This window comes from Actinoplanes sp. NPDC048988 (assembly GCF_043197815.1).
Classification (GTDB): domain Bacteria; phylum Actinomycetota; class Actinomycetes; order Mycobacteriales; family Micromonosporaceae; genus Actinoplanes.
On the sequence record NZ_JBICTW010000001.1, the window covers coordinates 1,044,359 to 1,069,637 of the forward strand.

The window sequence follows — 25,279 nt, forward strand, 5'->3', positions numbered from 1 at the left end:
TAAGCGCGGGCACGGGCGAGGGCGCGGGTCGGCGGTGGCGTGCGGGTGGGGGCGTGTGGATTCGGTACGAGCAGCGCTGCCTGGCGGTGGCGCGGAGCCGGAGCGGCTTGTGAGTCCGGCACCTCAGCGCGTCGACGGGCGCACGGCGCGGTCGGAGCGGACCCGCAACGCGATCGTCGACGCCCATCTGCAGCTGATCCGCGAGGGTGATCTGCGGCCGACCGCCGACCGCATCGCCAAGCAGGCCGGGGTGTCGCTGCGCGCCCTGTGGAGCCACTTCGCCGACATGGAGGCGCTGTTCACGGCGAGTGGCCGCCGCGTTCTGGAGATTCGGGACGCGGCGCACAAGCCGGTGTCGCCGGAGCTGCCGCTGGCCGAGCGCATCGACGCCTACTGCCGGCAGCGCACCCGCCTGCTCGAGCAGATCGGCCCGACGGCCAAGGCGGCCGCGTTGAAGGAGCCGTTCTCCGAGACGTTGCAGCGTTACCGCCGGCTGCACGTGGAGCGGGTCCGCGCCGAGCTCGGCACCCTGTTCGCGGTCGAGGTCGACGGCAACGAGGAGCTGCTGAACGCCCTCACCGCGATCAGCATGTGGCCGACCTGGTCCACCTGGCGCGAAACGATGAACCTGTCGGTCCCCGCGGCCCGGGCCGCCCTGTCCCGCACGATCACGTCCCTCCTTCAGGCCCCGCCGTCCGCCTGAGCCGCTTCGTGGCGCCGTCAGCTGGGGCTGGGGTGGGCGTTGCGGAGGCGGATGGCGCTGAAGCCCACGGTCGTGGTGATGACCTCGGTCCAGAACGGCCAGAGGTTGGTCAGCAGGCGCAGCTGGATGCCGGCGGCGGCGTGGCAGTCGATCAGGTTGCCCACCGGCTCGGCCGGCCCTAAGGGGCGCACCGGCTCGGTTGCCACCACGGCGGGTGGCTCGTCCGTGTCGTCGATCGGGTGGAACGGGGCGGCCGGCAGGCGGTAGGCGTACAACGTGGTGGTCTGCATCGCGTTCCACCAGGTGTATTCGATGACGTGGACCCGGTTGCCGCCGCCGGCGCCGATGATCCGGGCGCGGTCCTCTTCGGACGTGCCGGGGCGCACCCAGGCCATGGCTCGCGGGCATTGCCTCGGGAACCAGTAGTCGGGGGCCCGGTCGGGGCCGACCGCCCAGACGTACGCCTCGGTCTCCCGGGCCGTTGCCGCCACGTGCGGCACGAACAGTTCGATCGTCGGGTCCTCGGAGAAGTGCAGCACCTGGCCGGCCTCGGGTCGCATCCCACGGTCCTACCGCACGGACGCGCCCGAGACCGCCGACTTTCAGATGACGACCACCGAGCGGGCGCCCTCGCCCCGGGCCATGCGGTCGAAGGCGTCCGGGACCTCCGGCAGGGTGATGCGGTCGGTGATCAGGTGGTCCAGGCTGATCCGGCCGGACAGGACCTCGGCGGCCAGGGCCGGGATCTCGACGTCCTGGTCGGCCTGCCCGTAGACCGAGGAGCGCAGCGTCCGGTTGGAGGAGAAGATGTCCAGGGCCGACAGGGACACCTGGTCGTCGTTCGAGCCCATGCCGACCACCGTCACCCGGCCGCCGCGCCGGGTGGCGCGCCAGGCCGCGCGGATCGTGGCGGCGCGCCCCACACACTCGAAGGCGTGGTCGGCCCCCCGGCCCGACGTACGGCCTCGGATCTCTTTGGAAAGGGTGTCGGAGGAGACCACGAAGTCGGTCGCCCCGGCCGATTCGGCCAGGCCCTTCTTGGCCTCGGAGACGTCGACCGCGATGACGTCCGAGGCGCCCGCGGCCCGGGCCGCCGCCACCACCGACAGGCCCACGCCGCCCAGGCCGATCACCACCACCGACTCGCCCGTGGCGACCTGGGCCGTGTTGCGGACCGCGCCGAAACCGGTCAGGACACCGCAGCCCAGCAGCGCCGCCCGCTCGAAGTCGAGTTCGGACGGCACCCGGACCACCGCGTTCTCCGGCGCCACCACCTGCTCGGCGAAGGCGCCCAGGCCCAGGCCGACGTGCACCGGCACACCGTCCAGGGTCACCCCGTTCTCCAGGGAGGCGACGCCCGACGACGTCGAGCACAGCCACGGCTCGCCGTTCTGGCAGAACCAGCAGTTGCGGCACGCCGGCTGCCAGTTCAGCACCACGTGGTCGCCCACCGCGGCCCGGGTGACCCGCTCGCCGACCTCCACCACCTCGCCCGCGGCCTCGTGGCCGAGGACCAGGGGGTACGAGGGGCGGATCGTCCCGTTCACCATGGACAGGTCGCTGTGGCAGACCCCGGCCGCCCGCACCTTGATGCGCACCTGCCCGGGGCCGACCTCGGGCAGGTGCAGCTCGGCCACGGCCGGCCGGGCACCCGCCTCGCGCAGGACGAGCCCGTTGAACCACGCGGTCATCGCTGGATCGCCTTCACCTGCTGGAACTCGGCGAGACCGTACTCGCCGAGCTCACGGCCGACACCGGACTGCTTGTAGCCACCGAACGGCGCGAACGGATTGAACGCGCCCCCGTTCACGTCGACCGCACCCGTGCGCAGCCGGCGTGCCACCGCGAGCGCCCTGTCCGGCGAGCCCCACACGCCACCGGCCAGGCCGTAGCGGGAGTTGTTGGCGATCGACACCGCCTCGTCGTCCGAGGAGAACGGAATGATCGACAGCACCGGGCCGAAGATCTCCTCCTGGGCGAGCTCGCTGTCGGGGTCGACGTCGGCGAAAACGGTCGGCGCGACGAAATGTCCGGTTGACGGAACCGGCGCCTCGAGCCCGCCCGCGACCAGCCGGGCGGAGGCACGGTCGATGAAGCCACGCACGCGGGAAGCCTGCGCGGCGGAGACCAGCGGCCCGAGCCGCGTCCCCTCGTCGAACGGGTCGCCCACGGTGTAGCCGGCAGCGGTCTTGGCCGCCAACGAGACCGCCTCGTCGTAGTGGTCGCGGTGCACGAGCATGCGGGTCCAGGCCGTGCAGGTCTGACCGGAGTTGAGGAAGGCGTTGCCGACACCGACCTTGACCGCCCGGGTCACGTCGGCGTCTTCCAAGATGACATTCGCCGACTTGCCGCCCAGCTCGAGCGCCACCTTGGCCACCCGGTCGGCCGCCGCGTGCGTGATGGCCTTGCCGGTCGCCGTCGAGCCGGTGAACGACACCATGTCCACATCGGGGTGCCCGGCGATGGCCGCGCCGACCACCGGGCCGGTGCCGGTCACCAGGTTGAGCACGCCGGCCGGCACGCCGGCCTCCTCGGCCGCGTCGATCAGCAGGTACGCCACCAGGGGCGTCAGCTCGCTCGGCTTGAGCACCACGGTGCACCCGGCCGCGAGGGCCGCCGCGACCTTGGCCACGACCTGGTGGAGCGGGTAGTTCCACGGGGTGATGGCGCCGACCACACCCACCGGCTCGTGCACGATCAGCGAGTTGCCGATGGTCTCCTCGTGCGCCTCGCGCGCGGCCAGGTCCGCGTACCCCCGAAGGACCGCAAGCGGCAGTCCCGCCTGGACCCGCTGGGCGACCTTGACCGGCGTGCCCAGCTCGAGCCCGACGGTCTTGGCGATGTCACCGGCGCGGGCGGTCAGCGAGGTGTGCAGCCGGTCGAGCACCTGGGCCCGCTCGGCTCTCGGGGTGGCCGCCCAGCCGTCGAAGGCGGCCTTGGCCGCGGCGACCGCGCGATCCACGTCCTCGGCCGAGCCGGCCGGAACGTGGGCCAGGACTTCCTCGGTCGCCGGGTTCTCAACCGCGATCGTCTCGGTGGAGGTGGGCGGGACCCACTCCCCACCGAGGTAGAGGTGTGGGCGATCGAGCGATGTCATGAACGGGTCCCCATCTCTTGTCGGGCCTGAAGGCCGTTGATCAGCAGGTCCAGGCCGAGTTCGAAGGCGCCCTCGTCCACGGCCTCATGATGCTCCGCCAGAAGCGGGGCGTGGTGCAGGTGTGGATAACGTTCGTAAAGCTGTGGATCCACGTCGAAGCCCAGCGCGAACGAGCCGAGCGCCGAGCCGGTGACCAGGTAGCGCATCAGCGCGCCGATGTGGGTGGCGCGCGCGTAGCTCCAGCCGGCCTCGACCAGCGCCCCGTACACGGCCTCGGCCATGGCCAGACCGGCCGGACGGCGGCCGGGGCCCTGCGCCAGCACCGGAACGATGTTCGGATGCTCGGCCAGCACCGCCCGATAGGACATAGCCCATTTTTTTAGGGCATCCGGCCACTTACAGGACTGGAAAAACGACAAGTCGACCTGAGCGACAACCGAGTCGGCGACCGCGTCCACGATCTCCGCTTTGGTCGCGAAGTGGTTGTAGAGCGACGGACCCTGCACACCCAGTTCAGTGGCGAGCCGCCGCATCGAGAGCGCGTCCAGCCCTTCGGCGTCGATGAGTGCCGATGCCGCCTCGACGATCCGCTCCCGGGTCAGCAACGCCTGCCGTGGCCGCGCCAAGTCGGTCTCCCATCGAAAAACTTGCACTGGACGTGTTAAAACTTACACCGCTAGTTTAAAGCACATGGACTTCTCGCTCACCGACGAGGAACGCGCGATTCGCGACACCGCCCGGCAGTTCATCACCCGCGAGGTCATGCCGCTGGAACAGGAGGCGCTGCTCCGCGAGCGTCGCCACCAGCCCGGCCTGGAACTCAGCGAACTGCGGGAGCTACAGCAAAAGGCCAAGAAGTTCGGCTTCTGGGGCCTGTCGACCCCGGAGGAGTACGGGGGGATGAACCTCCCGGCCGTACTCCAGTCGCTGATCTGGACCGAGGTGGGCCGCACCTTCATCCAGTTCAAGTTCGGCGGCGAGGCGGACAACATCCTCTACTACGCCAATGAGGACCAGAAGCGGGAGTTCCTGATCCCGACGATCGAGGGCGAGCGCATCTCCTGCTTCGCGATCACCGAGCCGGGCGCCGGCTCGGACGCGGCGAACATCAAGCTCAGCGCCACCAAGGACGGCGACGACTGGGTGCTGAACGGCGAGAAGACGTTCATCACCAACGGCAACGACGCCGACTTCGTCATCGTCGTCGCGGTCACCGACCGGGAGAAGGGCGTTCGCGGCGGCGGCACGACCGCGTTCCTGGTCGACCGCGAGATGGGCTGGCGCTCCGAGTTCATCCAGACCATGGGCGAGGGCGGCCCGGCGGCCCTGGTCTTCGACAACGTACGGGTGCCGGCCCGCAACATCCTGGGCGAGATCGGCCAGGGCTTCGAGCTGGGCATGAAGTGGATCGGCAAGGGCCGGTACCTGATCCCGTCGAACGCCCTGGGCATCGCCGAGCGCGCGCTCGGCATGGCGATCGACTACGCCAACACCCGGGAGACGTTCGGCCGGAAGATCGGCGAGAACCAGGCCATCCAGTGGATGATCGCCGACTCCGAGGTCGAGATCGAGGCCGCCCGCTGGCTGATCCTGCGCGCCGCGTGGACGGTCGACCAGGGCTGGGACCCGCGGCACGCCTCGTCGATGGCCAAGCTCTACGGCGCGAAGATGGTGAACGAGGTCGTCGACCGCGTCATGCAGATCCACGGCGGCATGGGATACACGCGCGAGCTTCCGATCGAACGGTGGTACCGCCAGGTGCGACTTATGCGTATCTATGAAGGCACCGACGAGATGCAGCGCCTGATCATCTCGCGGGACCTGCTCCGCGGGTACACGAAGATCGGAGGTCACCTGGCATGACCCAATTGTCGCTCGCCACCGTCCTGGCCGAGTCGGCTCGCAAGTTCCCCGACAAGATCGCCGTGATCGACAGCGTCACCACCGAACGGATCACCTATCGCGATCTCTGGCAACAGACGCTTGCGTACGCCTCGGGGCTGCGCGAGCTGGGCGTCGGCCCCGGCGACGTCGTCGCCATCCAGATCCCCAACCTGGCCGACTTCCCCCGGGTCTACTACGCGACGCTGGCGGTCGGCGCGACGATCGTACCGATGCACCTGCTCCTCACCCCCGAGGAGAACGCCTACGTCCTGCGGGACAGCGGCGCCAAGCTGCTGGTCGCGCATTCTTCGCAGCTGGAGAACGCGGTGGCGGCCGCCAAGATCGCGGAGGTCGGGGTGGCTTCGGTCGGCCCCGCGGTGCCGGGCATCGCACGGCTCGAGGAAGCCGTGACGACGCCGCTCCGGACGTACGTCAGCCGCGAGGCCGAGGACGTCGCGGTCATCTTCTACACGAGCGGCACCACCGGAAAGCCCAAGGGCGCGCTCCTGACCCACCTCAACCTCGTCATGAACACGATCGTGAACGTCTTCGACATCCACGATCTGCGCCCGGACGACGTGACGATGGGCTGCCTGCCGCTGTTCCACACGTTCGGCCAGACCGTCGGCATGAACGGCACCTTCCGGATGGGCGGCACCCTCGTCCTGCTCGCCCGCTTCACCGGCGAGGCCGCCATCCAGCTGATGGTCAAGGAGAACGTGACCATCTTCCACGGTGTGCCGACCATGTACATCGGGCTGCTGGAGGCCGCGAGCAAGGCCGAGAAGCTTCCCGAGCTGCGGCTCTGCGTCTCCGGCGGCGCCTCGCTGCCGGTCGCCGTGCTGGAGAAGTTCAACGAGACCTTCCATGCCGAGATCTTCGAGGGGTACGGCCTCTCGGAGACCTCGCCGACGGCGACCACCAACCAGCCGGCGTTCGGCACCAAGCCGGGCACGGTCGGGCACCCGATCTGGGGTGTGGAGGTCGAGATCGCCCGGCCCGAGATCGACGAGCGGATCGAGCTGCTGCCCGACGGCGAGCTCGGCGAGATCGTCATCCGCGGCCACAACGTCTTCGCCGGCTACCTCAACAACCCGTCGGCGACCCAGGAGGCGGTGGTCGACGGCTGGTTCCGTACGGGCGACCTCGGCACCAAGGACGAGAACGGCTTCATCGCGATCGTCGACCGCAAGAAGGACCTGGTGATCCGGGGCGGCTTCAACGTCTACCCGCGTGAGGTGGAGGAGGCGCTGGCCCGGCATCCGGCGGTGCAGCAGGTGGCCGTGATCGGTGTGCCCGACGCGACGCACGGCGAGGAGATCTGCGCGGTGGTCGTCGCCGAACAGGGCAGTGTCTCGGCCGACGAGCTGATCGAGTGGTCGCGCGAGAAGCTCGGCAAGCACAAGTACCCCCGCAAGATCCGCTTCGCGGAGTCGCTCCCGCTCGGGCCCAGTTTCAAGGTCCTCAAGCGGGAACTGCGCAAGACGTACGGCTCAGACGCTCAGTAGAGCGGGCAGTTCCGCGACGATCGGCTTGTCCGCGGGTAGCCAGTGCACGCTGTCCAGCTCGTCCACCCCGAGCCAGCGCATGGCAGTGTGCTCGAGCGCCCGCGGCATGTCGCCGCCCAGCAGCCGGGCGTTGAAGACCCGCAGCACGGCCCGGCCGTGCGCGAGGGAGACGTCCGGCCCGACCCGGCCGCCGACCTCGACCCGGACGCCGAGCTCCTCGACGCACTCCCGGGCCAGGGCCTGCTCCTCGGTCTCGCCCGGCTCGACCTTTCCCCCCGGAAACTCCCAGCGGCCCGCGACCTCGGGCGGCGCCGACCGCTCGCATGCCAGTACGCGACCGTCATTGATGATCACCGCCGCCACGATTACTCTGCGTGACTTTGGTGACTTGACATCCTGTTCCGACCGCATGAGATCAGAGCTTTCCACAAAAGTTTGCCGTTCCGGGTGCCCGAGCCGTCCCGATCGTCACGCAAACACATATATGTGGGCGTGGACATGCTTGTCCTGGAGAGCAAGACTGTGAGGCACCGACCATGACGACACGGCGACAGTTTGGCCACAAGCCGGCAACGACGCCTAGGGGGATGGGCGATGCGGGCCAGAAGACAGCGAGTGAACCGCTCCGACTACCTGACAGACGCTTTGACCGTGCTGAGCGAGTGGACGCGCGACGGCGTCCAGCTCCGGCGCGAGCTCGCGTGCGACGACAGTCAGCATGCCGCATTGACCGAACGGATCAAGGTGGCGGCGGACACACTTCGCATTCAACCCAACATCAGGCGCACCAACGGTCACACTCAGATCTGCGTGGGTGATCGAGACGGTGACACCCTCACCGACGGTGAGGTCGCCCTCGCCGCCCGAATCGAGGATTTCTACCGCACGGTGACCGATTCCGAGCTGACCAACCCGCAATAGCCCCTCCTCGCTACGCTCGCGCCATGAGCGACGTGACCTACGACAGCAAGGGCCAGTTCGAGCAGGTGCAGAGCGGCCTGCTCGACGGCGAGACGATCATCGCCGTCTACGACGCGATCGGGGCGGGCACCGGCTTCATCGGGCTGACCAACCGCCGCATCATCATCCAGGACAAGTCCTTCGTCGGTAAGCGCTTCGCGATCACGAGCATCCCGTACTCGAAGGTCAGCAGCGTCAGCGTGGTCAGCAACAAGAGCTGGGCCGGCCAGTTCTTCTCCACCGGCACGATCGCCATCACGGTCGGCACGCACACGTACGAGGTCGAGTTCCGCGGCTCGGACAAGACCCACCACGTGCACAACGTGATCCTGCATTACGCGAGTTAGAGCACCCGGGTCGGAAGCGGCGTCTCCTCCACCGAGCCGTCGTCCCGCCGGCGCAGCGCGTAGCCGAGCGGCCCCGGCCGGTCGGCCACGACCTCGGACAGGGTCGTACCCCGGTAGACCAGGGCGGCCCCGTCGTCGGTGGCGTAGCCGTCGCCCAGAGTGCCGTCGCCGATCAGTTCGTGCATCTTGGGGCGGCGCTGCTCCTCGGCGTCGTAGTGCACGCCGTTGCTGTACGGCAGCCAGCCCAGCCCGTCGGTGAACGCTTGCAGGTCCGGCCCGAAGCTGTCCGTGCTGCCGCCCTGGTGCCAGCAGATCGAGCCGGCCGAGACACCGCCGAGCACCACACCGGCCTGCCAGGCCTCGTGCAGGATCTCGTCGACCCCGTGCACCCGCCACAGCGCGCACAGGTTGGCCACGCTGCCGCCGTGCACCCAGATGATGTCCTGCTCGAGCAGGTGCGACCGGATGTCGGCCACGTTCGGCATCGGGATGAGCTGAAGGTGCGACGCGATGAACTCGGTGCGGGCGAACGCCGCGTAGTGAGCACCGATGACCTGCGGAAAGTCGCCGCTGGCCTGGGTCAGGAAGCAGATCCGCGGCTGCGTCACGTGGGCCAGCTCGGCCGCGAACCGATGGATCTTGCCGGGGCGCCAGGCGAAGTCGCCGAAGCGGCCGACCTCGAAGAAGGCGCTGGTCGCGAGGATGGTGGGCTCGTCTGCGGTCATCGCGACATCATCATGCAGGCGTCGGCGGTGTCGAGCACCAGATCGGCGGCGATGTCGACGGCCAGCCGCAGCCGCAGCGGGTCGCCGTCCACGGCGGCGAAGGCCTTGTCGACCCGCTCGGCGAACTCGGCCGGAGCGCCGGGCAGGGCGGCCGCGGCGGCCACCGCGCCCTTCTCATTGATCAGCCATCGGCCGGCCGCTCCGTGCAGGGCGTGCGCGCACACCCCGACCAGGCGGAACAGACAGCCGGAGACGTACGCGCTGTCGCCGCGCGCGATGCCCTTGCGGGCGAGCTTGACGAGGAAGTCGGCCTCCCACAGACCGGCCACGAGCTCACGGGCCAGGGCCGGCGGATAGACCCGCAGCCGCCGGCGCAGCCCTTCGACCTCTCCCGAGGGGTCGGCCAGGACCCGGGCCAGGGCGACTTCCCCGGCGTACGCGTGATCGGCGAACCCGAGCGGATGGCCCGCCTGCGTGTGGAACGCGTACCGGCCCCGCTCGACCGACTCGCAGACGTCGGCGACCCGGTCGAGATCGCGATAGATCAGATCGACCGCGTCGCCGCCGACCTCGAGCCAGCCGCCGCCGTCCACCCACGGGCCCCACCCGCCGGGCGCCGTCACCTGCGCCGAGGGGCCGGCGAGAGCGCGGGCGACCTCGGACAACCGGTCGATGTCGAGCGGTCGCCGGTAATAGAGCCCCAGGTCGGTGTCGGAACCGGGATGGTGTGTGCCGCGGGCGCGGCTGCCACCCAGCACCACCGCGGTGACGCCGGGCACGAGGATCAGCTCGGCGGCCATCGCGGCCAGCTGAGCCTCGGTCAGGGCCACCGGCGCGCCTCGATCAGCACGCGGGTCGCGTAGGAGACGAACATGCCCTTCACGCTGATCTCCTCGTGGACCGCCCGCAACCGGTCCCGGTACTTCTCGATGGTGAAGTCGGGCACGGTCCAGATCACCTTACGCAGGAAATACGCCACGGCGGCGACGTCGAGGAATTCGGCGCGCAGGCGCTCGGCCCGTACGTCAATAAGCTCCAGACCGGCCGCTTCCGCGAGCCGCCCCGGGTTTCTCCTCGCCGGAGGCGGAAGGGGACCGAGCATGGCCTCCGACAATTCGCGATTGCTGCCGTCGCCGATCTGCTGAGACAGGAAAATGCCGCCGGGACGCAGCACGCGGGCGATCTCGGTCCAGGGCGTGCTCACCGGATGACGGCTCACGACCAGGTCGAACGTGGCGTCGAGGAACGGCAGATGGTCGTCGGCTCGCACCACGAGAGCCTCGAGGTTGCGGGCGGCCACCTCCGGTTGCCACGCTTCCGTGGCGACCAGCCGGCGTTGTCCCGGGGCCTTGCCGATGGCGTACGAGAAGACCTCGCCCCCGCCGGTCTGCAGATCCAATGCGGCACTCGCGGTCCTCAGCCGCTCGGCGACGCGATCGGCGTAACGCCACGACGGGCGTTCCTCGGTGGCACGGCCGTCGAACCAGGAGAAATCCCAGCCCTCGAGGGGAACGGCCGCCGCCTCCGCGAGCAATTCGTCGAAGTCCACGCGCCCTATCTTGGCGACGCCCACTTCGGGCCGCACCCGAGATTTCCGAGCGATTCGGCGTCGAGCAGCGCGATGTCCTGGTCGAGGATCGTGACCGAGCCGCCGAGCTGGGCGGCGCTCTCCTGCCGGCAGTCCGCCGACCGGCCGAGCGGCAGGCAGAAGTCGTCACAGCCCTTAGGCGGGCGGCCGCCGGCACCCGGTCCGGCCGGTCCCCGTCGCGAGCCGAACACGATGACCCGGTGCTGCGGCTGCTTGGTGATCGCGCTGTCCAGCAGGCGGCGCTCGGTCTGCTTGCCGTCGGTGAAGGTCACCAGGTAGCGCAGGGTCTCCTCGCCGGGCACACCGGCGGTCTGGATCTTCCGCGCGCCGCGGGGCAGCGACGGATCGCGCACGAGGCGGGTCTGGAACGGGATCTCGCGCGTCTCGGTCTCCGTGCGGGTGGTCAGCACGGGACGCGGATCGCCGGCGGCGATCACGGGCGGAGGCATTTGTTGCTGCGGCTGTTGTTGGGGCTGCCCTTGTTGCTGGGGCTGTCGCCGCGGTTGTTGCAGCGGCTTGGACGGCGGCACCGCGGCCGCCTGTTTCGGGGTGCGGGTGGCGGTGCGGTCGGCCTGATTGTCGATCCGGGGCAGGCTGGCCGCCGCGTCGTACTGCGGTTTCGCGTGGTGCGGGGCGACCGGGGCCGGCGCCTGCGGGTCCTGTGCGGCCGGGGAGGCGGCGGCCTGCCCGACGGCCGTGACGATCCGCGGGGCGGCGGGGTCGTCCCTGGTCAGGGCGGCCACGCCCCCCAGGGCCACGGACGTCACGACCAGCAGCGCACCGCCGCCGGCCGCCATGCGGACCCCGAACGGCAGCCGGGCCCACCAAGACTTTCGTGGCATTTCAAGCAGTTGCTGCAAAGAGTCACTAGTTGTCTGGTTTTGCACCCTAGGCATTGTGCTGCGCGAAGCGGGGGATGCAAGCACCCCCCGCTCCGGTGTGTCCCAGTTGATCAGGCAGCGTTGCGCAGCGGCTTGAGGGCCGTGCTCCAGGCCACCGTCTGGTCGAGGACGGTGTTGAGGGCCGCCTCCTGGTGGGCGCCCGGCAGGAACTTGCTGTAGTTCTCGAAGTCGGTCGCGAGCGAGAGCAGGACCTGAGCGCGGACGTCGGCCAGCATGAGCTCACCGGCGATCAGGCGCAGGTGCTCGACGGCGCGGGCGCCACCGACCGAGCCGTAGCCGACGAAGCCGACGGCCTTGTTGTTCCACTCGGCGAACAGGAAGTCGATCGCGTTCTTGAGCGCGCCCGAGGTGGAGTGGTTGTACTCGGGGGTGACGAAGATGAAGCCGTCGAACGACGCGATCTTCTTGGCCCACTCGAGGGTGTGCGGCTTGGTGTACTGGCCCATCGACGGCGGGATGGCCTCGTCGAGGTGCGGGAGGTTGTAGTCGAGGAGGTCCACCAGCTCGAACTCGGCGTCGGTGCGCTTGGACGCGATGTCCAGCACCCACTTGGCCACGGCCTCGCCGTTACGGCCGGGACGCGTGCTGCCCAGGATGATGCCGATCTTGGTGGTCATCGGTGGCTCCGATCTCTGTTTCTTGTGTCTGTGACGCTCACTAAACTTGCTACGTCAAAGAAGTATTCCTGGGCGTTGGCCGTACGATCAATGTCATGTCCGCCACAACGCCCGACCCGGCGCTCCCGCCGGGCCTCCATGCCCTGACGCCCTCGGAGGAAGCGGTCATGCGGGGCATCGGCCGGATGCTGCAACTGCTCCCCCGGCAGCTGAACACCGACCTCGAGCGCGAGCAGCGCATGTCGGCCAGCGAATACAACGTGCTGCGGCACCTGTCGGAGTCCGAGCACGGCCGCATGCGGATGAGTGAACTGGCCCAGGCGTGCGACATGTCGCTGAGCGGCATGACCCGGCTCGCGGCCAAGCTCGAGTCGCTCGGCTACCTGACCCGGGTCAAGTGCGAGGACGACCTGCGCGGGTGGAACGCGGTGCTCACCGAGCGCGGCCTGGCCCGCCTGCGCGAGGCCTGGCCGACCCACCTGGCCAGCGTCCGGCGGCACATCTTCGACCACCTCGACGGTATCGACCTCGAAAAGCTCGCGGCCGCGCTCAACGAGATCGCCAGCGACGCTCCTCGCTGAGCTGGTACGCCGCCAGCGCCTCGGTCAGCATGCGTTCCTGGGCCACCGGCGGGTACGCGCCGGGGTCGGCCGCGGCGAAGGCGGCGGCGCCCTCGGCCATGGCGATCAGGCCGAGGGCCACATCGGACACCCGAGTGGGCGGCCAGGCCGGCGCGGCCTCACCGACCAGCCGTTCCACGCGGGCCCGCCAGGCGCGGTTGTTGGCCCGGTGCCTCTCGACGAGCTCGTCGTCGGCGACGGCCGCGGCCAGGAAACCCATCCAGACGACGCTCTCCTGCCGAGCCTCGGCGTCCAGCGCTAGCCCTTGACGCAGCACCTCCCGCAGCGCGGCGCGCGGCGACGGCGCGTCCCGCTCCAGCGCCTCGACCCGGTCCCGGGTCTTCTCGTGCAGCAGCTGCCGGGCATGCCGCAGGAGCGCCTGCCGGTTGGGGAACCGATGCATGACGAGTCCGGTCGTGCATCCGGCGGCCGCGGCCACCGCCCGTACGGTCAATCGCTCCAAACCTTGCTGCCCCAGCACGTCCCACACGGCGCGGGAGAGCGCCGCCTCCTGTGCCTTCTTGTCCGCCGTCCGTGCCACGTAACACATGTTACCGTAACGCTTGTTACGACTGGAGGACGTGCATGACCACCATCGAGGAACGACCCTGGGACGACCCGGCCGGCATCGCCCTGCGAACGGCGCAGCGGGCGGAACTCGACCAGCGCTACGGCAGTGACGACCACGAGCCCGGCACGCCGCCCTCGGCCGCCGACATCGACCTCTTCCTGGTCGCGTTCGACGACGACGGGCGCGCCCTGGGCTGCGGCGCGCTGCGCCGCCTGGACGACGTCAGCGCCGAGGTCAAGCGGATGTACGTGACTCCCGCGAGCCGGGGCAGTGGCACGGCCACCGCCCTGCTGCGGGCCCTGGAGGAGGCCGCCCGCAGCCGGGGCTGGACCACTCTGCGCCTCGAGACGGGCCCGGCTCAGCCCGACGCGATCCGCTTCTACGAGCGGGAGGGCTACCGCGAGATCCCGCTCTTCGGCCCGTACGCCGGCTCCGACCTCTCGGTCTGTTACGAACGGGCCCTCGTCTGAGCGATCGGCGCTACTGACGGCGCCAGACGCCGACCTGGCCGTCGGCGGCACCCGTGCTCTGCAACAGCTTGAAGCCGTACTTGGTGCCGTTCCAGGTGTAGTCCGGATACGAGGGGATGTAGCGGCCGATCACGACGTCGACGTCGGCCGGCGGGAGGCCGCTCTTCGGCAGGAAGCCGACCTCCTGCCAATAGACGTCGTGGTACATGACGAAGTAGCCCTCGTTGGTCATCCTGGTGCTGAGAGCGACCTTGTCACCGGGACCGACGCCGAGCTTCTTCAGATCGATCGCGGTGCTGAACTTGTCACCGAGCGCCTGGATGAGGCGGTCGCGCATCACCGACATGGTCACGAGGTTCGCCGCCACGATCAGCACCAGCACCGGAATCGCGAGCCGGCGGAACCGGGTGAGGGCCACGATCACGGCGAGCCCGGCCAGCCCGATGGCCGTACCGACGAGCGGGCGGAAATTGGCGTAGCCGCCCGTGATGGTCATGATGTCCGGGCCGCCGAAGACGCCGTACGACAGCTTGTGCCCCTGCTCGGCGACATAGTGCAGCCGGTACGCGATCAGGGCTCCGCCCGCGCCGAGGACCAGAACCGGCACCACGGCGTACTTCGCCACCTCACGGAGGCTGCTTCGCACCACCACGGCGAAGCCGAAGACGATCCAGAACGGGACGAACGCCTGCACGTACCGCGAGTAGATGGCGTCGGCGTTGGTGTCGACCAGACCGGCCAGGATCAGCGCGGCGCCCAGGGCCACGCCGAGCGTGCTGAACAGGGCCAGTCCACCGGTCCAGCGGAACGCGACGTCGCGCTTGGGCCGGAACATCTCGAACGTGGCCAGGGCCCAGCCGATGCCGGCCAGACCCGCGGTCACCACGCACATGTACCAGATGTTGGTGCCGAGCGAGCCGAAGAACACCTGGAGCCGCTGGGCGCTGGTGAACACCTCGAGGGTGCCGCCGCCGACGATGTCGCCGCGGATGTGCACCTTGTCACCGAGCAGCACGATGATGATCTGGTTGAGCGCGACCAGCAGCACCAGCGGCACGACCGACAGGGCGGCCAGGCGCCAGGTCGCCTTGCGGCGGTAGATCAGGAAGGCCAGGAACGCGAAGTAGACGGCGGCGAGGATCGTGCCGCGGACGTGGACCATGTAGAGCGCGCCGGTCAGCGCACCCACGGTGATCGCGGCGCCCTTGCGCGTGGTGTCGCCGAGCCACCAGTGGACCGCCAGGAACCAGCCGAGCAGCAGCGGCGCCATGACCGCGTCGGTCATGCCCACCAGCGACCAGAACGTGCCGGCCGGCATGGTGACCGCGACGACGCCGGCGGCCAGCGCGACCCACGTCTTGAGCCCGAACATCCGGCGGGCCAGCAGGTAGGCCAGCGGCAGGGTGAGGGCGCTGATCGCCGCGTTGATGACCTGGACGATCTTGTACGAGGTCGCGAAGTCGAGGTTGAACAGGAAGGCGGGCGACACGAGCAGCGGGTATCCGACCCGGCGGAACAGCGGGGTCTCCGAGCTGAAGCCGCCCGGACCGCCGGCGATCGCGCGCGCGGCGTTCATGTAGCTGTCCTCGTCGGTGTGCGCGACCGGGTGCGTGATCGGGTGCCCGAGCCAGAGCCGCCACACGAACGCGGCCAGCCATCCCAGAACCAGGGCTCCGATGATGGCCCACCGGAGACGGCCGGAGCTTTCTTTCGCCGCCGTCGCGTCGCGCTGCACGGTCGGCATGACCTCTGTCGTCATGATGGTCGTTAATCTTCCTGCCCTGGGGCGCCGGTGGCGTCAACCAGCGAATGACCGGCGAAACGGTAGCAGCAACGGCCGCACGCCACAGCCCGCGCATAGACAGACCGACGTCATTTGCCTGTTGTACACCGATACTTACCCAAAAATCCCCAAGCCTCAATCTCTCGAATGTGGTGGGTGTGCGGTAGTGTCCGCACGCTAAGACCGCGGGGACAGCGGGGGACAATCAATGAGACTTACTTTCGTGACGGCCACGACCGGCCTTGTCATGCTGGTCGTGATATTCGAGTTGTTGCGGCGGCGGCAACTGCGTGAGAAGTACGGCGCCTTGTGGCTGCTCGTGGCGGTCGCCGTGCTTCCGCTGGCGTTCATCCCGACACTGCTCGACGGGTTGTCCTCGTTCCTCGGCATCGCGTCCGGGCTGAGCCTCTTCCTGTTCGCCAGTGTCGTCTTCCTGCTTCTGGTCACCGTGCACCTCTCGTGGGAGAGCAGCCGGCTGGAGGAGGAAACCCGAAGCCTCTCCGAGGAGATTGCCCTACTTCGGGCCGATGTCGCCGAATTGCAGGAATTGCGGGAGAAAGTGAAAACACCGTGACCGCGACAATGGAACGTGTGCTGACGATCCTGCCCGCGTGGAACGAGGCGGAATCGATCGCCGCGGTGATCAAGGAACTTCAGCAAGAAGTCCCCGGAATGGACATTCTGGTCGTCGACGACTGTTCACGGGACGCGACGGCCGCTGTCGCCCGGGCCGCCGGCGCCAAGGTCGTCCGGCTCCCCTACAACCTCGGGGTGGGCGGAGCCCGCCGGCTGGGCTACCGGTACGCGGTCGAGCACGAGTACGACGTCGCCGTGCAGATGGACGCCGATGGTCAGCACGACCCCCGATACATCAAGGACATGATCGACGCGCTGTCCGACGCCGACCTCGTGATCGGCGCCCGCTTCGCCGGCGAGGGCGTCTACAAGGTGGCCGGCCCGCGGCAGTGGGCGATGAAGCTGCTGTCTAAGGCGCTGTCCGCGATCGCCCGCACGAGGCTGACCGACACCACCTCCGGCTACCGGGCCTGCCGCGGCGAGCTGATCAACTTCTACTCGCGCAACTTCCCGGTCGAATACCTCGGCGACACGGTCGACACGATCGTCCAGGCCAAGCGCTGCGGGTACGTGATCAAGCAGATCCCGGTGTCGATGCGCCCCCGCCAGGGCGGCACGCCCAGCAACTCGCCGACCAAGGCGATGATCTACCTGTTCCGCTCCGGCCTGGCGCTGCTGCTCGCCCTGGTCCGCCGATGACGGCCGGCACCCTCGGCGAAACCGCACTTCGCATCACCCGCAGCAGCGGCTTCCGCTTCCTGATCGTCGGTGGCACCAGCGTGGTCGTCGACGCGGGCCTGCTCTGGGTGCTGCACGGCCTGGCCGGCATGTGGCTGGAGCCCGCCACCGCCATCGCGTTCCTGGCCGGCTTCTTGGTCAACTTCCTGCTCAACCGCCAGTGGGCCTTCGCCTCCACCGGCCGCCTCCGGCATCAGCTGGCCAAATACCTGGCCCTGGTAGCGGTGAACCTGCTGATCACGGTCCTGCTGGTCAAGGCCCTGACCACCCTCGGCGTCATGTACCTGATCGCCAAGGTCCTGACCACCGCCGCCCTCTCCACGATCAACTACTTCATCTCCCGCAAGTGGATCTTCATCTGACGCGATCCGTCACGTCAGAATGCTACGGTGACGCCATGACCGCGGTGCCCGAGTGGATGCGCCCACCTCGGCCAGAGGGGTGGTACGCCGACGACCTCGACCGACTGCCCGAAGCACCGCGCCATACCGAGCTCATCGATGGAGCACTCGTCTTCATGATGTCCCCCCAGCGGATCTGGCACGCCCGGATGATTACCGCGCTGGTGAACGCTCTGACGAATCAGGTCCCCGAAGGCATCGCGGTCGACCGCGAGATCACCATTCGGCTCGACAAATGGAACCGTCCCGAGCCCGATCTCCTGATCACAAGGGCGCCCTTCGACCTCTTCCGTACTTTTTACACGCCCGAAGAGGCACTTCTGGTCGGAGAGGTTGTCTCACCGGAGTCGGCACACCGCGATCGAACGGTCAAGCTGCGTAAGTACGCCGAAGCCGGTATTGCGAGTTACTGGCGCATCGAAGTCGAGGACACATCGCCGGTGGTTCACGCCTACGAACTCGACGAACCGACCCGGTCGTACGTGCCGACCGGCATCCATCGCCACACGCTGCGCACCACAGTGCCGTTCCCGATCGAAATCGACCTGGACAAGCTGGTGCCCGGCCCCAAGAGCTGAGCCGGGCGCCGTGCTCGTCACACGTTGAAGCGGAACTCGACGACGTCGCCGTCCTTCATGATGTAGTCCTTGCCCTCCATGCGGACCTTGCCGGCGGCCTTGGCGGCGGACATGGAGCCGGCGGCCATCAGGTCGTCGAAGCTGACGATCTCGGCCTTGATGAAGCCGCGCTGGAAGTCGCTGTGGATGACGCCGGCGGCCTCGGGGGCGGTCGCGCCGACCGGGATCACCCAGGCGCGGGCCTCCTTCGGGCCGGCCGTCAGGTACGTCTGCAGGCCCAGCGTGTCGAAGCCGACCCGGATCAGCTGGTTGAGGCCGGGCTCGGTCTGGCCGGTCGACTCGAGCAGCTCCTGCGCGTCCTCGGGAGACAGGTCGATCAGCTCGGACTCGATCTTGGCGTCCATGAAGACGGCCTCGGCCGGCGCCACGAGGGCGCGCAGCTCGTCGAGGAACGCGGCGTTGCCGAGCTCTTCCTCGTCGACGTTGAACACGTACAGGAAAGGCTTGGTCGTCAGCAGGTGCAGCTCGCCCAGCAGCTCCACGTCGATGCCGGCCTTCGCCGCGCCCGCGTGCAGCGTGACACCGTCGTTGAGCAGCTTGAACGCGGCCTCGGCGGCGGCCACGACCGGCGCCCGGTCCTTCTTGAGCTTCGCCTCTTTCTGCAGGCGGGGCAGCGCCTTCTCGACCGTCTGGAGGTCGGCCAGGATCAGCTCGGTGTTGATCGTCTCGATGTCGTCGGACGGCGACACCTTGCCGTCGACGTGCAGCACGTTCGGGTCGGAGAACGCGCGTACGACCTGGCAGATGGCCGAGGCGTCGCGGATGTTGGCGAGGAACGCGTTGCCCCGCCCCTGCCCCTTCGACGCGCCCCGGACCAGGCCGGCGATGTCGACGAAGCTGACCGGCGCCGGAATGACCTTCTCGCTCTTGAACAGCTCGGCCAGCTTCTCCAGGCGCTCGTCGGGCAGCCCGACGACCCCGACGTTCGGCTCGATCGTCGCGAACGGGTAGTTCGCGGCGAGCACGTCGTTCTTGGTCAGGGCGTTGAACAGGGTGCTCTTGCCGACGTTGGGCAGGCCGACGATTCCGATGGTGAGGCTCACGGAGCGTCAGTCTACGGGGTGCATGGCCATGTCCGAATCCCGCCAGCAATCCGTACAGCGGCAAGCGCAGACTCAACGACATGGAACTGGACTTCGAGCGGTGCTACCGGGCCGTGGACAGCCGGGACCAGCGCTTCGACGGCTGGTTCTTTACCGCCGTGACCAGCACCGGCATCTACTGCCGCCCGTCCTGCCCGGCGATCACGCCGAAGCGGGAGAACGTGCGCTTCCACCCGAGCGCGGCCGCCGCGCAGCGGGCCGGCTTCCGCGCCTGCAAGCGCTGCCGGCCGGACGCGGCGCCCGGCTCACCCGAGTGGGACGTGCGGGCCGACCTGGTCGGGCGCGCGATGCGCCTGATCGGCGACGGGGTGGTCGACCGGGAGGGCGTGCCGGGGCTGGCGAGCCGCCTCGGTTACACCGAGCGTCACCTGAACCGGCTGCTGACCGCGGAACTCGGCGCCGGGCCGCTGGCCCTGGCCCGGGCCCAGCGCGCGCAGACGGCGCGCATTCTGATCGAGACCACCGGCCTGGGCCTGGCCGAGATCGCGTTCGCGGCCGGTTTCGGCAGCGTCCGCCAGTTCAACGACACCATCCAGGAGGTGTACGCGCAGGCGCCCGGCCAGCTGCGGGCCCGGCGGGCCAGTGGTGCGGCGGACGAGCCGGGGACGATTTCCGTACGGCTGGCGTACCGTTCGCCGTTGCACGTGCCGGCGCTGCTCGACTTCCTCGGGACGCGGGCGCTGCCGGGGGTCGAGGAGCGCGACGGGAACACGTACCGCCGAGGCCTGTCCCTGCCCCATGGAAGCGCGACCGTGGCGCTGACGCCGGCCGACCGGTTCGTCACGGCGACGCTGCGGCTGGGCGACGTCCGCGACCTGGCGCCGGCCGTGGCCCGCTGCCGGCGGCTCTTCGATCTGGACGCGGACCCCGACGCGGTCGACGCCACGCTGGGTGCGGACGGCGCGCTGGCGACGGCTGTCGCCGAGGAGCCGGGTGTACGGGTGCCGCGCGCGGTCGACGGTTTCGAGATGGCCGTGCGGGCGATCGTGGGCCAGCAGGTCTCGGTGGCCGGCGCGCGAACGACCCTGGGCCGGATCATCGCAGCGGCCCGGGTCGCCCTTCCCTCCGAAGTGGGCCTCGCTGCTTTTCCCTCCGCCGCGGTCGTGGCCGACCTGCCGGATGCGGCGTTCGGGATGCCGGCGGCGCGGCGGGACACGATCCGGCGGGTGGCGGCGGCCGTGGCCGACGGCAAAATCGACCTCGAGCCGGGCGCGGACCGGGCCGAAACCGTCGCCCGCCTGGAAGAACTCCCCGGGATAGGCGCGTGGACGGCCGGATATGTCGCGATGCGGGCGATCGGCGATCCGGACGTCTTCCTTCCCACCGATCTCGCCGTACGCCGCGGAGCAGCGGCTCTGGGCCTGCCGACCGCGGCCAGGGCGCTCGCCGCGCACGCCGAGCGGTGGCGGCCGTGGCGCTCATACGGACTGATCCGGCTGTGGAGAGCGGCCTGACGCGTTGTCCACAGGCTCAACAAGATCTTTCCCATGGCCCGTCCGAACGGGCCAAGCTGAAGCGCGACCCCAGGAGGACCCGATGTTGAAGTACCGCACGCTGGACACCCCTACCGGCCCGCTGACCGTGATCGTCTCCCCGTCCGGCGCCGTGCGCGCTGCCGGCTTCACGACCGACGTGGCCGACCTGGTGAGCCTGATCCATCCCGATCTGCGCGCCCCGGCCGAGCCGGCCGACGACGTCGGGCCGGTCACCGGCCACGTCCGGTCCTATTTCGACGGTGACCGCTCGGCGATCGACGCCGTGACCGTCGAGCAGCGGACCGGCGGGCCCTTCATCCGGTACGCGTGGCAGGTCATGCGCGAGATCAAGCCGGGCGCCCCGGTGACCTATTCGGAGTTCGCGCGCCTGGCCGGGCGTCCGGCCGCGGTCCGCGGAGCGGCGTCGGCCTGCGCGCGCAACCCGGTCGCGCTCTTCACGCCCTGTCACCGGGTGCTGCGGCTGGACGGCACGCTCGGCGGCTACCGCTGGGGTGTGCCGGTGAAGCAGTGGCTGCTCGACCACGAGGCGTCGGCGTGACGCTTATTGCCAAGCCCTCGATCCGGCCGCGCCGTAGCATTCAGCCATGACTGATACGGGAACGACCGGACGCGCCGGTCTCCCCGAGCGGCCGTCGCTGGACGGGCTCGAGGACAAGTGGGCGCGGACCTGGCAGGAGGAGGGCACGTATGCGTTCGACCGCTCGAAGGAGCGCTCGGATGTATACAGCATCGACACGCCTCCGCCGACCGTATCGGGCGAGCTGCACATGGGGCACGTCTTCTCGTACACCCACACCGATACGGTCGCGCGGTTCCAGCGCATGCGCGGCAAGGCCGTCTTCTATCCGATGGGCTGGGACGACAACGGGCTGCCGACCGAGCGCCGGGTCCAGAACGTGTACGGCGTCCGGTGCGACCCGGCGCTGCCCTACGACCCGGCCTGGGAGCCGCCGGCCACGCCGCCCAAGCAGCCGATCGCCATCTCGCGGCGCAACTTCGTCGAGCTGTGCGGCCGGCTGACCACCGAGGATGAGAAGGCCTTCGAGGCGCTGTGGCGCACGCTCGGCCTCTCGGTCGACTGGGGGCTGACCTACACGACGATCGGGCGGCACTCGCAGGCCGTCTCGCAGCGCGCCTTCCTCAACAACCTGGCGCGCGGCGAGGCCTACACGTCCGAGGCGCCGACGCTGTGGGACGTCGGGTTCCGCACGGCGGTCGCGCAGGCCGAGCTCGAGGACCGGGAGCGCCCGGGCGCGTACCACCGGCTGCGTTTCCACGGGCCGGACGGCCCGGTCGAGGTCGACACGACCCGGCCCGAGCTGCTGCCGGCCTGCGTCGCGCTGGTCTACCACCCGGGCGACGAGCGCTACGAGGGCCTGACCAGTGTCCGGACGCCGTTCTTCGACGTCGAGGTGCCGGTCAAGGCCCATCCGATGGCCGCGATCGACAAGGGCACCGGCATCGCGATGGTCTGCACGTTCGGTGACATCACCGACGTCACCTGGTGGCGCGACCTTCAGCTCGAGACGCGGGTCGTTCTCGGGCGCGACGGCCGCTTCCTGGCCGACCGTCCGGCGGATGTTCCCGAGGCGGCCTACCGGGAGTTCGCCGGCCTGACCGTCAACGCGGCCCGGCGGGAGATCGTCCGGCTGCTCACCGAGTCCGGCGACCTGATCGGCGAGCCGCGGCCGATCACCCATCCGGTCAAGTTCTACGAGCGGGGCGACTCACCGCTCGAGATCGTCACCAGCCGGCAGTGGTTCGTCCGCAACGGCGGCCGCGAGCCCGCGCTGCGCGAGCGGCTGATCGCCCGGGGCAAGGAGTTGCAGTGGTTCCCCGAGCACATGCGGCATCGCTACGAGCACTGGGTGAACGGGCTGACCGGTGACTGGCTGATCAGCCGGCAGCGGTTCTTCGGCGTGCCGATCCCGGTCTGGTACCGGCTCGACAACGCTGGCGAACCGGACTACGACCAGCTTCTCATACCGGACGAAACGGCGCTGCCGGTCGACCCTTCCTCGGAGTGTCCGCCCGGCTTCGACGAGTCGCAGCGCGACGTTCCGGGTGGCTTCACGGCCGACCCGGACGTGATGGACACCTGGGCCACCTCATCGGTGACGCCGCAGATCGTCACCGGCTGGCAGCACGACGACGACCTGCACCGGCGGACCTTCCCGATGGATCTGCGCCCCCAGGGGCAAGAGATCATCCGCACCTGGCTGTTCTCCTCGGTCCTGCGGGCCGACCAGGAAAGCGACGTCCTGCCGTGGAAGACGACAGTCCTGTCCGGGTGGATCCTCGACCCCGACCGTAAGAAGATGTCCAAGTCCAAGGGCAACGTCGTCACCCCGATGGACCTGCTGACGCAGAACGGCTCGGACGCGGTGCGGTACTGGGCGGCCAACGGACGGCCCGGGGCCGACCTGGCGTTCGACCCGGCCCAGATCAAGGTCGGCCGGCGGCTGGCGACCAAACTGCTCAACGCGTCGAAGTTCGCGCTCGGGCTGGGCGCGGCCGAGGCGCTGCGGCAGCCGGTCACCGAGCCGCTCGACCGGGCGATGCTGACCCGGCTCGCGGCGGTGGTCGGCACGGCGACCGAGGCGTTCGACAGGTACGACCACACCGAGGCGTTGCAGGCGACCGAGGCGTTCTTCTGGACGTTCTGCGACGACTACATCGAGTTGGTCAAGGAGCGGGCGTACGCGCAGGGGCCCGGCGCCGACTCGGCCCGGGCGGCGCTGGCGGCGGGGCTGTCGGTACTGCTGCGGCTGTTCGCGCCGTTCCTGCCGTACGTGACGGAGGAGGTCTGGTCGTGGTGGCGGTACGGGTCGGTGCACAAGGCGACCTGGCCGACGACGTACGAGCTGACCCGGGTCGCGACTGAGGGTGACGCGAGCCTGCTCGACCTGGCCGGCGACGCGCTGCGCCAGGTTCGGCGGGCCAAGAGCGACCGGAAGCTGTCGATGAAGGCCGACGTGCCGCTGGCCGAGGCGCTCGGGCCGGCGGAGCTGCTCGACAAGCTGGCGCTGATCGAGGGCGACCTCACCTCGGCGGGACGCATCGCCAAGCTGGACAAGCTGCCCGACCGTACGCCCGAGTTGGTCATCGCCTGCGCCTTCTGACCGGAGCTCGTGGGCCCGGCTCCGGCGAAACGCCGGAGCCGGGGCCGCCGGCAGGGCAGCATGGGAGGCATGATCGCGCCTGATCAGGTGGAGGCGCCCGCACGCGACGCCGTGCTGTTCCGGTCGTCGCCGGTGCGGACGTTCGTCACCGTCTTCATCCTGCTGATGCTCTCGTTCGCCCTCGTCTCGCCGATCATGGCGGCGGTCACGGGCGGCACCGGGAACCCGTGGTGGCACACCGCGTTCCAGGCCGGGGTGGTCGCGGTCTTCGGGGCGGCCTGCTTCGCGTACTCCACGCGGGGTTCCCTGAAGACGTGGGTGCGGGTCTCGTCGGGCGGCCTCGAACTGGCCGCGCAGGACAGCGACCCGATCCTGCTGGCCTGGGAGGACATCGCCTCGGTGAAGGTGCGCCGGGAGCGGTTGCGCAACGTCCTGGACGTGACCCCGGTCGATCTCGACAGCGTGCACCCGGTGCAGGGCCAGCGGGTCGGGTGGCCCGCTCTGGCCGAGACACCGAACGGCACCGCGTTCACCGCCGACCTCAGCGAGATCTGGCCAGGCCCGCGACGGCTACGCCGCGAGCTGGCCAAACACCTCCGCCAAACCGACGGCGCCTAAGAGTCGCCGGCGGGAGACCGGTGCTTAGAAGTCGCCGCCGAAGTCGCCACCGCCCATGTCGCCGCCGCCCCAGTCGCCACCGCCCCAGTCGCCACCGCCCGAGTCACCGCCGCCCATGTCGCCGCCGCCGAAGTCGCCGGCGGCGTCGGCGTAGCCGTCCTGGAAACCGTCGCCGTAGCCCATGTCGCCGAAGCCGGGCGAGAACAGGGCGTCGAAGATGAGCAGGCCGCCGAGGGCGCCCGCGCCGGCGCCGAGCGCCGTCTTCCACACCGGCGTCGAATACCAGCCGGCCGGGACCGGGCGGCCCTGCACGCGGCCACCGGGGTAGTAGTACGGGGTGTCGGCGCCCGGCTGCGGGCCCGCCTTGTAGCTGTGGCCCTGGACGTTGACCTCGCGCTCCTTGGTCAACTGGCCGACGCCCTGCGCGCTCGCCAGCGGCGGCAGCTCGGGGCCGGGGTCGAGACCCATCGCGAGACGCCCGGCCCGCACGTACTGCAGGCCCTCCAGCGCCGACTCGCGGGCCAGCTCGTACTGCCGGACGGTGTTGGCCTGCTGCAACTGGCCGCCGGCGGCGTTGTACCGCTCGCCCGCGTCGGCCAGGGCCTGCTGTGCGGCGGTGTCACTGCCGTGCAGGTTCATGAGCTGACCGCCCAGCCGCTCGTACCACCGCTGGGCCTCGGCCCGGGCGTCCTCGAGCCGCGTTTGCTGAGATGCCGCCCCGTTCCGCCGCGCCAAGGCGATCACGAGAACGACCACGACGATGATGGCCAGAATCAGCAACACGCTCATGTTCCAACGGTACCCTCGCGAAT

29 protein-coding genes are annotated in these 25,279 nt (G+C 69.7%); 15 read left to right on the forward strand and 14 right to left on the reverse strand.

The window, feature by feature from the left end; all coding sequences use genetic code 11:
• Positions 1–109: 109 nt before the first annotated feature.
• Positions 110–703, forward strand: coding sequence for a TetR/AcrR family transcriptional regulator (locus ACGFJ7_RS04585; protein ID WP_360243277.1), 594 nt, complete (start codon positions 110–112; stop codon positions 701–703).
• A gap of 17 nt (positions 704–720) precedes the next feature.
• Here ACGFJ7_RS04585 and ACGFJ7_RS04590 read toward each other — a convergent pair whose 3' ends face one another.
• The 4 genes from ACGFJ7_RS04590 to ACGFJ7_RS04605 are packed head-to-tail and all read right to left on the reverse strand — an operon-like array spanning position 721 to position 4,426.
• Entirely contained in the window at positions 721–1,263 is a 543-nt protein-coding gene (locus tag ACGFJ7_RS04590; protein ID WP_392640904.1) for a DUF6886 family protein, read from the reverse strand.
• Between the two features lie 42 nt (positions 1,264–1,305).
• On the reverse strand, positions 1,306–2,394 hold the full coding sequence (locus ACGFJ7_RS04595) for an alcohol dehydrogenase catalytic domain-containing protein (protein ID WP_360243283.1): 1,089 nt from the start codon (positions 2,392–2,394) through the stop codon (positions 1,306–1,308).
• On the reverse strand, positions 2,391–3,800 hold the full coding sequence (locus tag ACGFJ7_RS04600; RefSeq protein ID WP_360243286.1) for an aldehyde dehydrogenase family protein: 1,410 nt from the start codon (positions 3,798–3,800) through the stop codon (positions 2,391–2,393). Before ACGFJ7_RS04600 ends, ACGFJ7_RS04595 begins: the two co-directional genes overlap by 4 nt.
• Entirely contained in the window at positions 3,797–4,426 is a 630-nt protein-coding gene (locus ACGFJ7_RS04605) for a TetR family transcriptional regulator (RefSeq protein WP_360243289.1), read from the reverse strand. The genes ACGFJ7_RS04600 and ACGFJ7_RS04605 overlap by 4 nt, the downstream gene beginning before the upstream one ends.
• 64 nt (positions 4,427–4,490) lie before the next feature.
• Here ACGFJ7_RS04605 and ACGFJ7_RS04610 point away from each other — a divergent pair, with 64 nt between their 5' ends.
• Together ACGFJ7_RS04610 and ACGFJ7_RS04615 are read left to right on the forward strand one after the other, a co-directional pair.
• The gene (locus ACGFJ7_RS04610; protein WP_360243292.1) at positions 4,491–5,663 is read left to right on the forward strand and encodes an acyl-CoA dehydrogenase family protein; all 1,173 of its coding nucleotides are present in this window, start codon (positions 4,491–4,493) and stop codon (positions 5,661–5,663) included.
• Positions 5,660–7,192, forward strand: a complete 1,533-nt coding sequence (locus tag ACGFJ7_RS04615) for a long-chain fatty acid--CoA ligase (protein WP_360243295.1) — start codon at positions 5,660–5,662, stop codon at positions 7,190–7,192. The genes ACGFJ7_RS04610 and ACGFJ7_RS04615 overlap by 4 nt, the downstream gene beginning before the upstream one ends.
• On the opposite strand, the gene ACGFJ7_RS04620 is transcribed toward ACGFJ7_RS04615, so the two are convergent.
• On the reverse strand, positions 7,178–7,603 hold the full coding sequence (locus ACGFJ7_RS04620) for a (deoxy)nucleoside triphosphate pyrophosphohydrolase (protein WP_360243298.1): 426 nt from the start codon (positions 7,601–7,603) through the stop codon (positions 7,178–7,180). The genes ACGFJ7_RS04615 and ACGFJ7_RS04620 overlap by 15 nt on opposite strands.
• A 183-nt stretch (positions 7,604–7,786) precedes the next feature.
• On the opposite strand from ACGFJ7_RS04620, the gene ACGFJ7_RS04625 reads away from it, so the two are divergent.
• Together ACGFJ7_RS04625 and ACGFJ7_RS04630 are read left to right on the forward strand one after the other, a co-directional pair.
• Positions 7,787–8,113, forward strand: a complete 327-nt coding sequence (locus ACGFJ7_RS04625; RefSeq protein ID WP_360243301.1) for a pterin dehydratase — start codon at positions 7,787–7,789, stop codon at positions 8,111–8,113.
• 23 nt (positions 8,114–8,136) lie between these two features.
• Complete coding sequence (locus tag ACGFJ7_RS04630; RefSeq protein ID WP_360243304.1) at positions 8,137–8,499, forward strand: PH domain-containing protein; 363 nt, start codon at positions 8,137–8,139, stop codon at positions 8,497–8,499.
• On the opposite strand, the gene ACGFJ7_RS04635 is transcribed toward ACGFJ7_RS04630, so the two are convergent.
• The 5 genes from ACGFJ7_RS04635 to ACGFJ7_RS04655 all read right to left on the reverse strand — a co-directional run bounded on the left by ACGFJ7_RS04635 (position 8,496) and on the right by ACGFJ7_RS04655 (position 12,331).
• Complete coding sequence (locus ACGFJ7_RS04635; RefSeq protein WP_360243307.1) at positions 8,496–9,224, reverse strand: peptidase E; 729 nt, start codon at positions 9,222–9,224, stop codon at positions 8,496–8,498. The genes ACGFJ7_RS04630 and ACGFJ7_RS04635 overlap by 4 nt on opposite strands.
• Entirely contained in the window at positions 9,221–10,054 is an 834-nt protein-coding gene (locus tag ACGFJ7_RS04640; RefSeq protein WP_360243310.1) for a nucleotidyltransferase domain-containing protein, read from the reverse strand. The genes ACGFJ7_RS04635 and ACGFJ7_RS04640 overlap by 4 nt, the downstream gene beginning before the upstream one ends.
• Positions 10,045–10,773 carry a methyltransferase domain-containing protein gene (locus ACGFJ7_RS04645; protein WP_392640908.1) on the reverse strand — a complete coding sequence of 243 codons (729 nt, stop codon included), beginning with the start codon at positions 10,771–10,773 and terminating at the stop codon, positions 10,045–10,047. The genes ACGFJ7_RS04640 and ACGFJ7_RS04645 overlap by 10 nt, the downstream gene beginning before the upstream one ends.
• Before the next feature lie 5 nt (positions 10,774–10,778).
• The gene (locus tag ACGFJ7_RS04650) at positions 10,779–11,654 is read right to left on the reverse strand and encodes a G5 domain-containing protein (RefSeq protein WP_392640910.1); all 876 of its coding nucleotides are present in this window, start codon (positions 11,652–11,654) and stop codon (positions 10,779–10,781) included.
• Between the two features lie 110 nt (positions 11,655–11,764).
• Positions 11,765–12,331, reverse strand: a complete 567-nt coding sequence (locus ACGFJ7_RS04655) for an NAD(P)H-dependent oxidoreductase (protein WP_360243316.1) — start codon at positions 12,329–12,331, stop codon at positions 11,765–11,767.
• 95 nt (positions 12,332–12,426) lie between these two features.
• Between ACGFJ7_RS04655 and ACGFJ7_RS04660 the strand changes: the two genes are divergently transcribed.
• Positions 12,427–12,912 (forward strand): MarR family transcriptional regulator, encoded by a 486-nt coding sequence (locus tag ACGFJ7_RS04660; protein WP_360243319.1) that lies wholly within the window; start codon positions 12,427–12,429, stop codon positions 12,910–12,912.
• Here the strand turns inward: ACGFJ7_RS04660 and ACGFJ7_RS04665 are convergent.
• A complete protein-coding gene (locus ACGFJ7_RS04665) occupies positions 12,881–13,492 on the reverse strand; it encodes a TetR/AcrR family transcriptional regulator (RefSeq protein WP_392640913.1) in 612 nt (203 codons plus the stop codon). The two genes, ACGFJ7_RS04660 and ACGFJ7_RS04665, sit on opposite strands and share 32 nt — an antisense overlap.
• A gap of 44 nt (positions 13,493–13,536) precedes the next feature.
• Between ACGFJ7_RS04665 and ACGFJ7_RS04670 the strand changes: the two genes are divergently transcribed.
• Positions 13,537–13,992, forward strand: a complete 456-nt coding sequence (locus tag ACGFJ7_RS04670; RefSeq protein WP_392640915.1) for a GNAT family N-acetyltransferase — start codon at positions 13,537–13,539, stop codon at positions 13,990–13,992.
• A gap of 10 nt (positions 13,993–14,002) precedes the next feature.
• Here ACGFJ7_RS04670 and ACGFJ7_RS04675 read toward each other — a convergent pair whose 3' ends face one another.
• Positions 14,003–15,751: a hypothetical protein gene (locus tag ACGFJ7_RS04675; RefSeq protein WP_360243328.1), complete on the reverse strand. Its 1,749-nt coding sequence runs from the start codon at positions 15,749–15,751 to the stop codon at positions 14,003–14,005.
• Between the two features lie 247 nt (positions 15,752–15,998).
• On the opposite strand from ACGFJ7_RS04675, the gene ACGFJ7_RS04680 reads away from it, so the two are divergent.
• Genes ACGFJ7_RS04680 through ACGFJ7_RS04695 form a run of 4 tightly spaced genes read left to right on the forward strand, consistent with a single transcriptional unit; the run spans position 15,999 to position 18,068 of the window.
• Complete coding sequence (locus tag ACGFJ7_RS04680; protein WP_360243331.1) at positions 15,999–16,349, forward strand: DUF2304 domain-containing protein; 351 nt, start codon at positions 15,999–16,001, stop codon at positions 16,347–16,349.
• A gap of 8 nt (positions 16,350–16,357) precedes the next feature.
• Positions 16,358–17,050 carry a glycosyltransferase family 2 protein gene (locus ACGFJ7_RS04685; RefSeq protein ID WP_360243334.1) on the forward strand — a complete coding sequence of 231 codons (693 nt, stop codon included), beginning with the start codon at positions 16,358–16,360 and terminating at the stop codon, positions 17,048–17,050.
• Positions 17,047–17,451 carry a GtrA family protein gene (locus ACGFJ7_RS04690; RefSeq protein WP_360243337.1) on the forward strand — a complete coding sequence of 135 codons (405 nt, stop codon included), beginning with the start codon at positions 17,047–17,049 and terminating at the stop codon, positions 17,449–17,451. The genes ACGFJ7_RS04685 and ACGFJ7_RS04690 overlap by 4 nt, the downstream gene beginning before the upstream one ends.
• A gap of 35 nt (positions 17,452–17,486) precedes the next feature.
• A complete protein-coding gene (locus ACGFJ7_RS04695; protein WP_360243340.1) occupies positions 17,487–18,068 on the forward strand; it encodes a Uma2 family endonuclease in 582 nt (193 codons plus the stop codon).
• 17 nt (positions 18,069–18,085) lie between these two features.
• Here the strand turns inward: ACGFJ7_RS04695 and ychF are convergent, their stop codons facing one another.
• Positions 18,086–19,171, reverse strand: coding sequence for a redox-regulated ATPase YchF (ychF, locus tag ACGFJ7_RS04700; protein WP_360243343.1), 1,086 nt, complete (start codon positions 19,169–19,171; stop codon positions 18,086–18,088).
• A gap of 80 nt (positions 19,172–19,251) precedes the next feature.
• Between ychF and ACGFJ7_RS04705 the strand changes: the two genes are divergently transcribed.
• From ACGFJ7_RS04705 to ACGFJ7_RS04720, 4 genes are all read left to right on the forward strand, one after another.
• Positions 19,252–20,685, forward strand: coding sequence for an AlkA N-terminal domain-containing protein (locus tag ACGFJ7_RS04705; protein WP_360243346.1), 1,434 nt, complete (start codon positions 19,252–19,254; stop codon positions 20,683–20,685).
• A gap of 82 nt (positions 20,686–20,767) precedes the next feature.
• The gene (locus ACGFJ7_RS04710) at positions 20,768–21,265 is read left to right on the forward strand and encodes a methylated-DNA--[protein]-cysteine S-methyltransferase (protein ID WP_360243349.1); all 498 of its coding nucleotides are present in this window, start codon (positions 20,768–20,770) and stop codon (positions 21,263–21,265) included.
• 46 nt (positions 21,266–21,311) lie between these two features.
• Entirely contained in the window at positions 21,312–23,849 is a 2,538-nt protein-coding gene (gene valS / locus ACGFJ7_RS04715; protein WP_392640917.1) for a valine--tRNA ligase, read from the forward strand.
• Positions 23,850–23,918: 69 nt separating this feature from the next.
• Positions 23,919–24,467 carry a hypothetical protein gene (locus ACGFJ7_RS04720; RefSeq protein ID WP_360243355.1) on the forward strand — a complete coding sequence of 183 codons (549 nt, stop codon included), beginning with the start codon at positions 23,919–23,921 and terminating at the stop codon, positions 24,465–24,467.
• 24 nt (positions 24,468–24,491) lie between these two features.
• Here ACGFJ7_RS04720 and ACGFJ7_RS04725 read toward each other — a convergent pair whose 3' ends face one another.
• On the reverse strand, positions 24,492–25,256 hold the full coding sequence (locus tag ACGFJ7_RS04725) for a hypothetical protein (protein WP_360243358.1): 765 nt from the start codon (positions 25,254–25,256) through the stop codon (positions 24,492–24,494).
• Between the last annotated feature and the right edge of the window lie 23 nt (positions 25,257–25,279).

Coding starts and splice junctions, on each gene's coding strand:
- ACGFJ7_RS04590 (WP_392640904.1), bottom strand. CDS start 1,263: ATGCGACCCGAGGCCGGCCAGGTGCTGCACTTCTCCGAGGACCCGACG.
- ACGFJ7_RS04595 (WP_360243283.1), bottom strand. CDS start 2,394: ATGACCGCGTGGTTCAACGGGCTCGTCCTGCGCGAGGCGGGTGCCCGG.
- ACGFJ7_RS04600 (WP_360243286.1), bottom strand. CDS start 3,800: ATGACATCGCTCGATCGCCCACACCTCTACCTCGGTGGGGAGTGGGTC.
- ACGFJ7_RS04610 (WP_360243292.1), top strand. CDS start 4,491: ATGGACTTCTCGCTCACCGACGAGGAACGCGCGATTCGCGACACCGCC.
- ACGFJ7_RS04615 (WP_360243295.1), top strand. CDS start 5,660: ATGACCCAATTGTCGCTCGCCACCGTCCTGGCCGAGTCGGCTCGCAAG.
- ACGFJ7_RS04620 (WP_360243298.1), bottom strand. CDS start 7,603: ATGCGGTCGGAACAGGATGTCAAGTCACCAAAGTCACGCAGAGTAATC.
- ACGFJ7_RS04625 (WP_360243301.1), top strand. CDS start 7,787: ATGCGGGCCAGAAGACAGCGAGTGAACCGCTCCGACTACCTGACAGAC.
- ACGFJ7_RS04630 (WP_360243304.1), top strand. CDS start 8,137: ATGAGCGACGTGACCTACGACAGCAAGGGCCAGTTCGAGCAGGTGCAG.
- ACGFJ7_RS04635 (WP_360243307.1), bottom strand. CDS start 9,224: ATGACCGCAGACGAGCCCACCATCCTCGCGACCAGCGCCTTCTTCGAG.
- ACGFJ7_RS04650 (WP_392640910.1), bottom strand. CDS start 11,654: ATGCCACGAAAGTCTTGGTGGGCCCGGCTGCCGTTCGGGGTCCGCATG.
- ACGFJ7_RS04655 (WP_360243316.1), bottom strand. CDS start 12,331: ATGACCACCAAGATCGGCATCATCCTGGGCAGCACGCGTCCCGGCCGT.
- ACGFJ7_RS04660 (WP_360243319.1), top strand. CDS start 12,427: ATGTCCGCCACAACGCCCGACCCGGCGCTCCCGCCGGGCCTCCATGCC.
- ACGFJ7_RS04670 (WP_392640915.1), top strand. CDS start 13,537: ATGACCACCATCGAGGAACGACCCTGGGACGACCCGGCCGGCATCGCC.
- ACGFJ7_RS04675 (WP_360243328.1), bottom strand. CDS start 15,751: ATGACGACAGAGGTCATGCCGACCGTGCAGCGCGACGCGACGGCGGCG.
- ACGFJ7_RS04685 (WP_360243334.1), top strand. CDS start 16,358: ATGGAACGTGTGCTGACGATCCTGCCCGCGTGGAACGAGGCGGAATCG.
- ACGFJ7_RS04690 (WP_360243337.1), top strand. CDS start 17,047: ATGACGGCCGGCACCCTCGGCGAAACCGCACTTCGCATCACCCGCAGC.
- ACGFJ7_RS04695 (WP_360243340.1), top strand. CDS start 17,487: ATGACCGCGGTGCCCGAGTGGATGCGCCCACCTCGGCCAGAGGGGTGG.
- ACGFJ7_RS04705 (WP_360243346.1), top strand. CDS start 19,252: ATGGAACTGGACTTCGAGCGGTGCTACCGGGCCGTGGACAGCCGGGAC.
- ACGFJ7_RS04710 (WP_360243349.1), top strand. CDS start 20,768: ATGTTGAAGTACCGCACGCTGGACACCCCTACCGGCCCGCTGACCGTG.
- valS (WP_392640917.1), top strand. CDS start 21,312: ATGACTGATACGGGAACGACCGGACGCGCCGGTCTCCCCGAGCGGCCG.
- ACGFJ7_RS04720 (WP_360243355.1), top strand. CDS start 23,919: ATGATCGCGCCTGATCAGGTGGAGGCGCCCGCACGCGACGCCGTGCTG.
- ACGFJ7_RS04725 (WP_360243358.1), bottom strand. CDS start 25,256: ATGAGCGTGTTGCTGATTCTGGCCATCATCGTCGTGGTCGTTCTCGTG.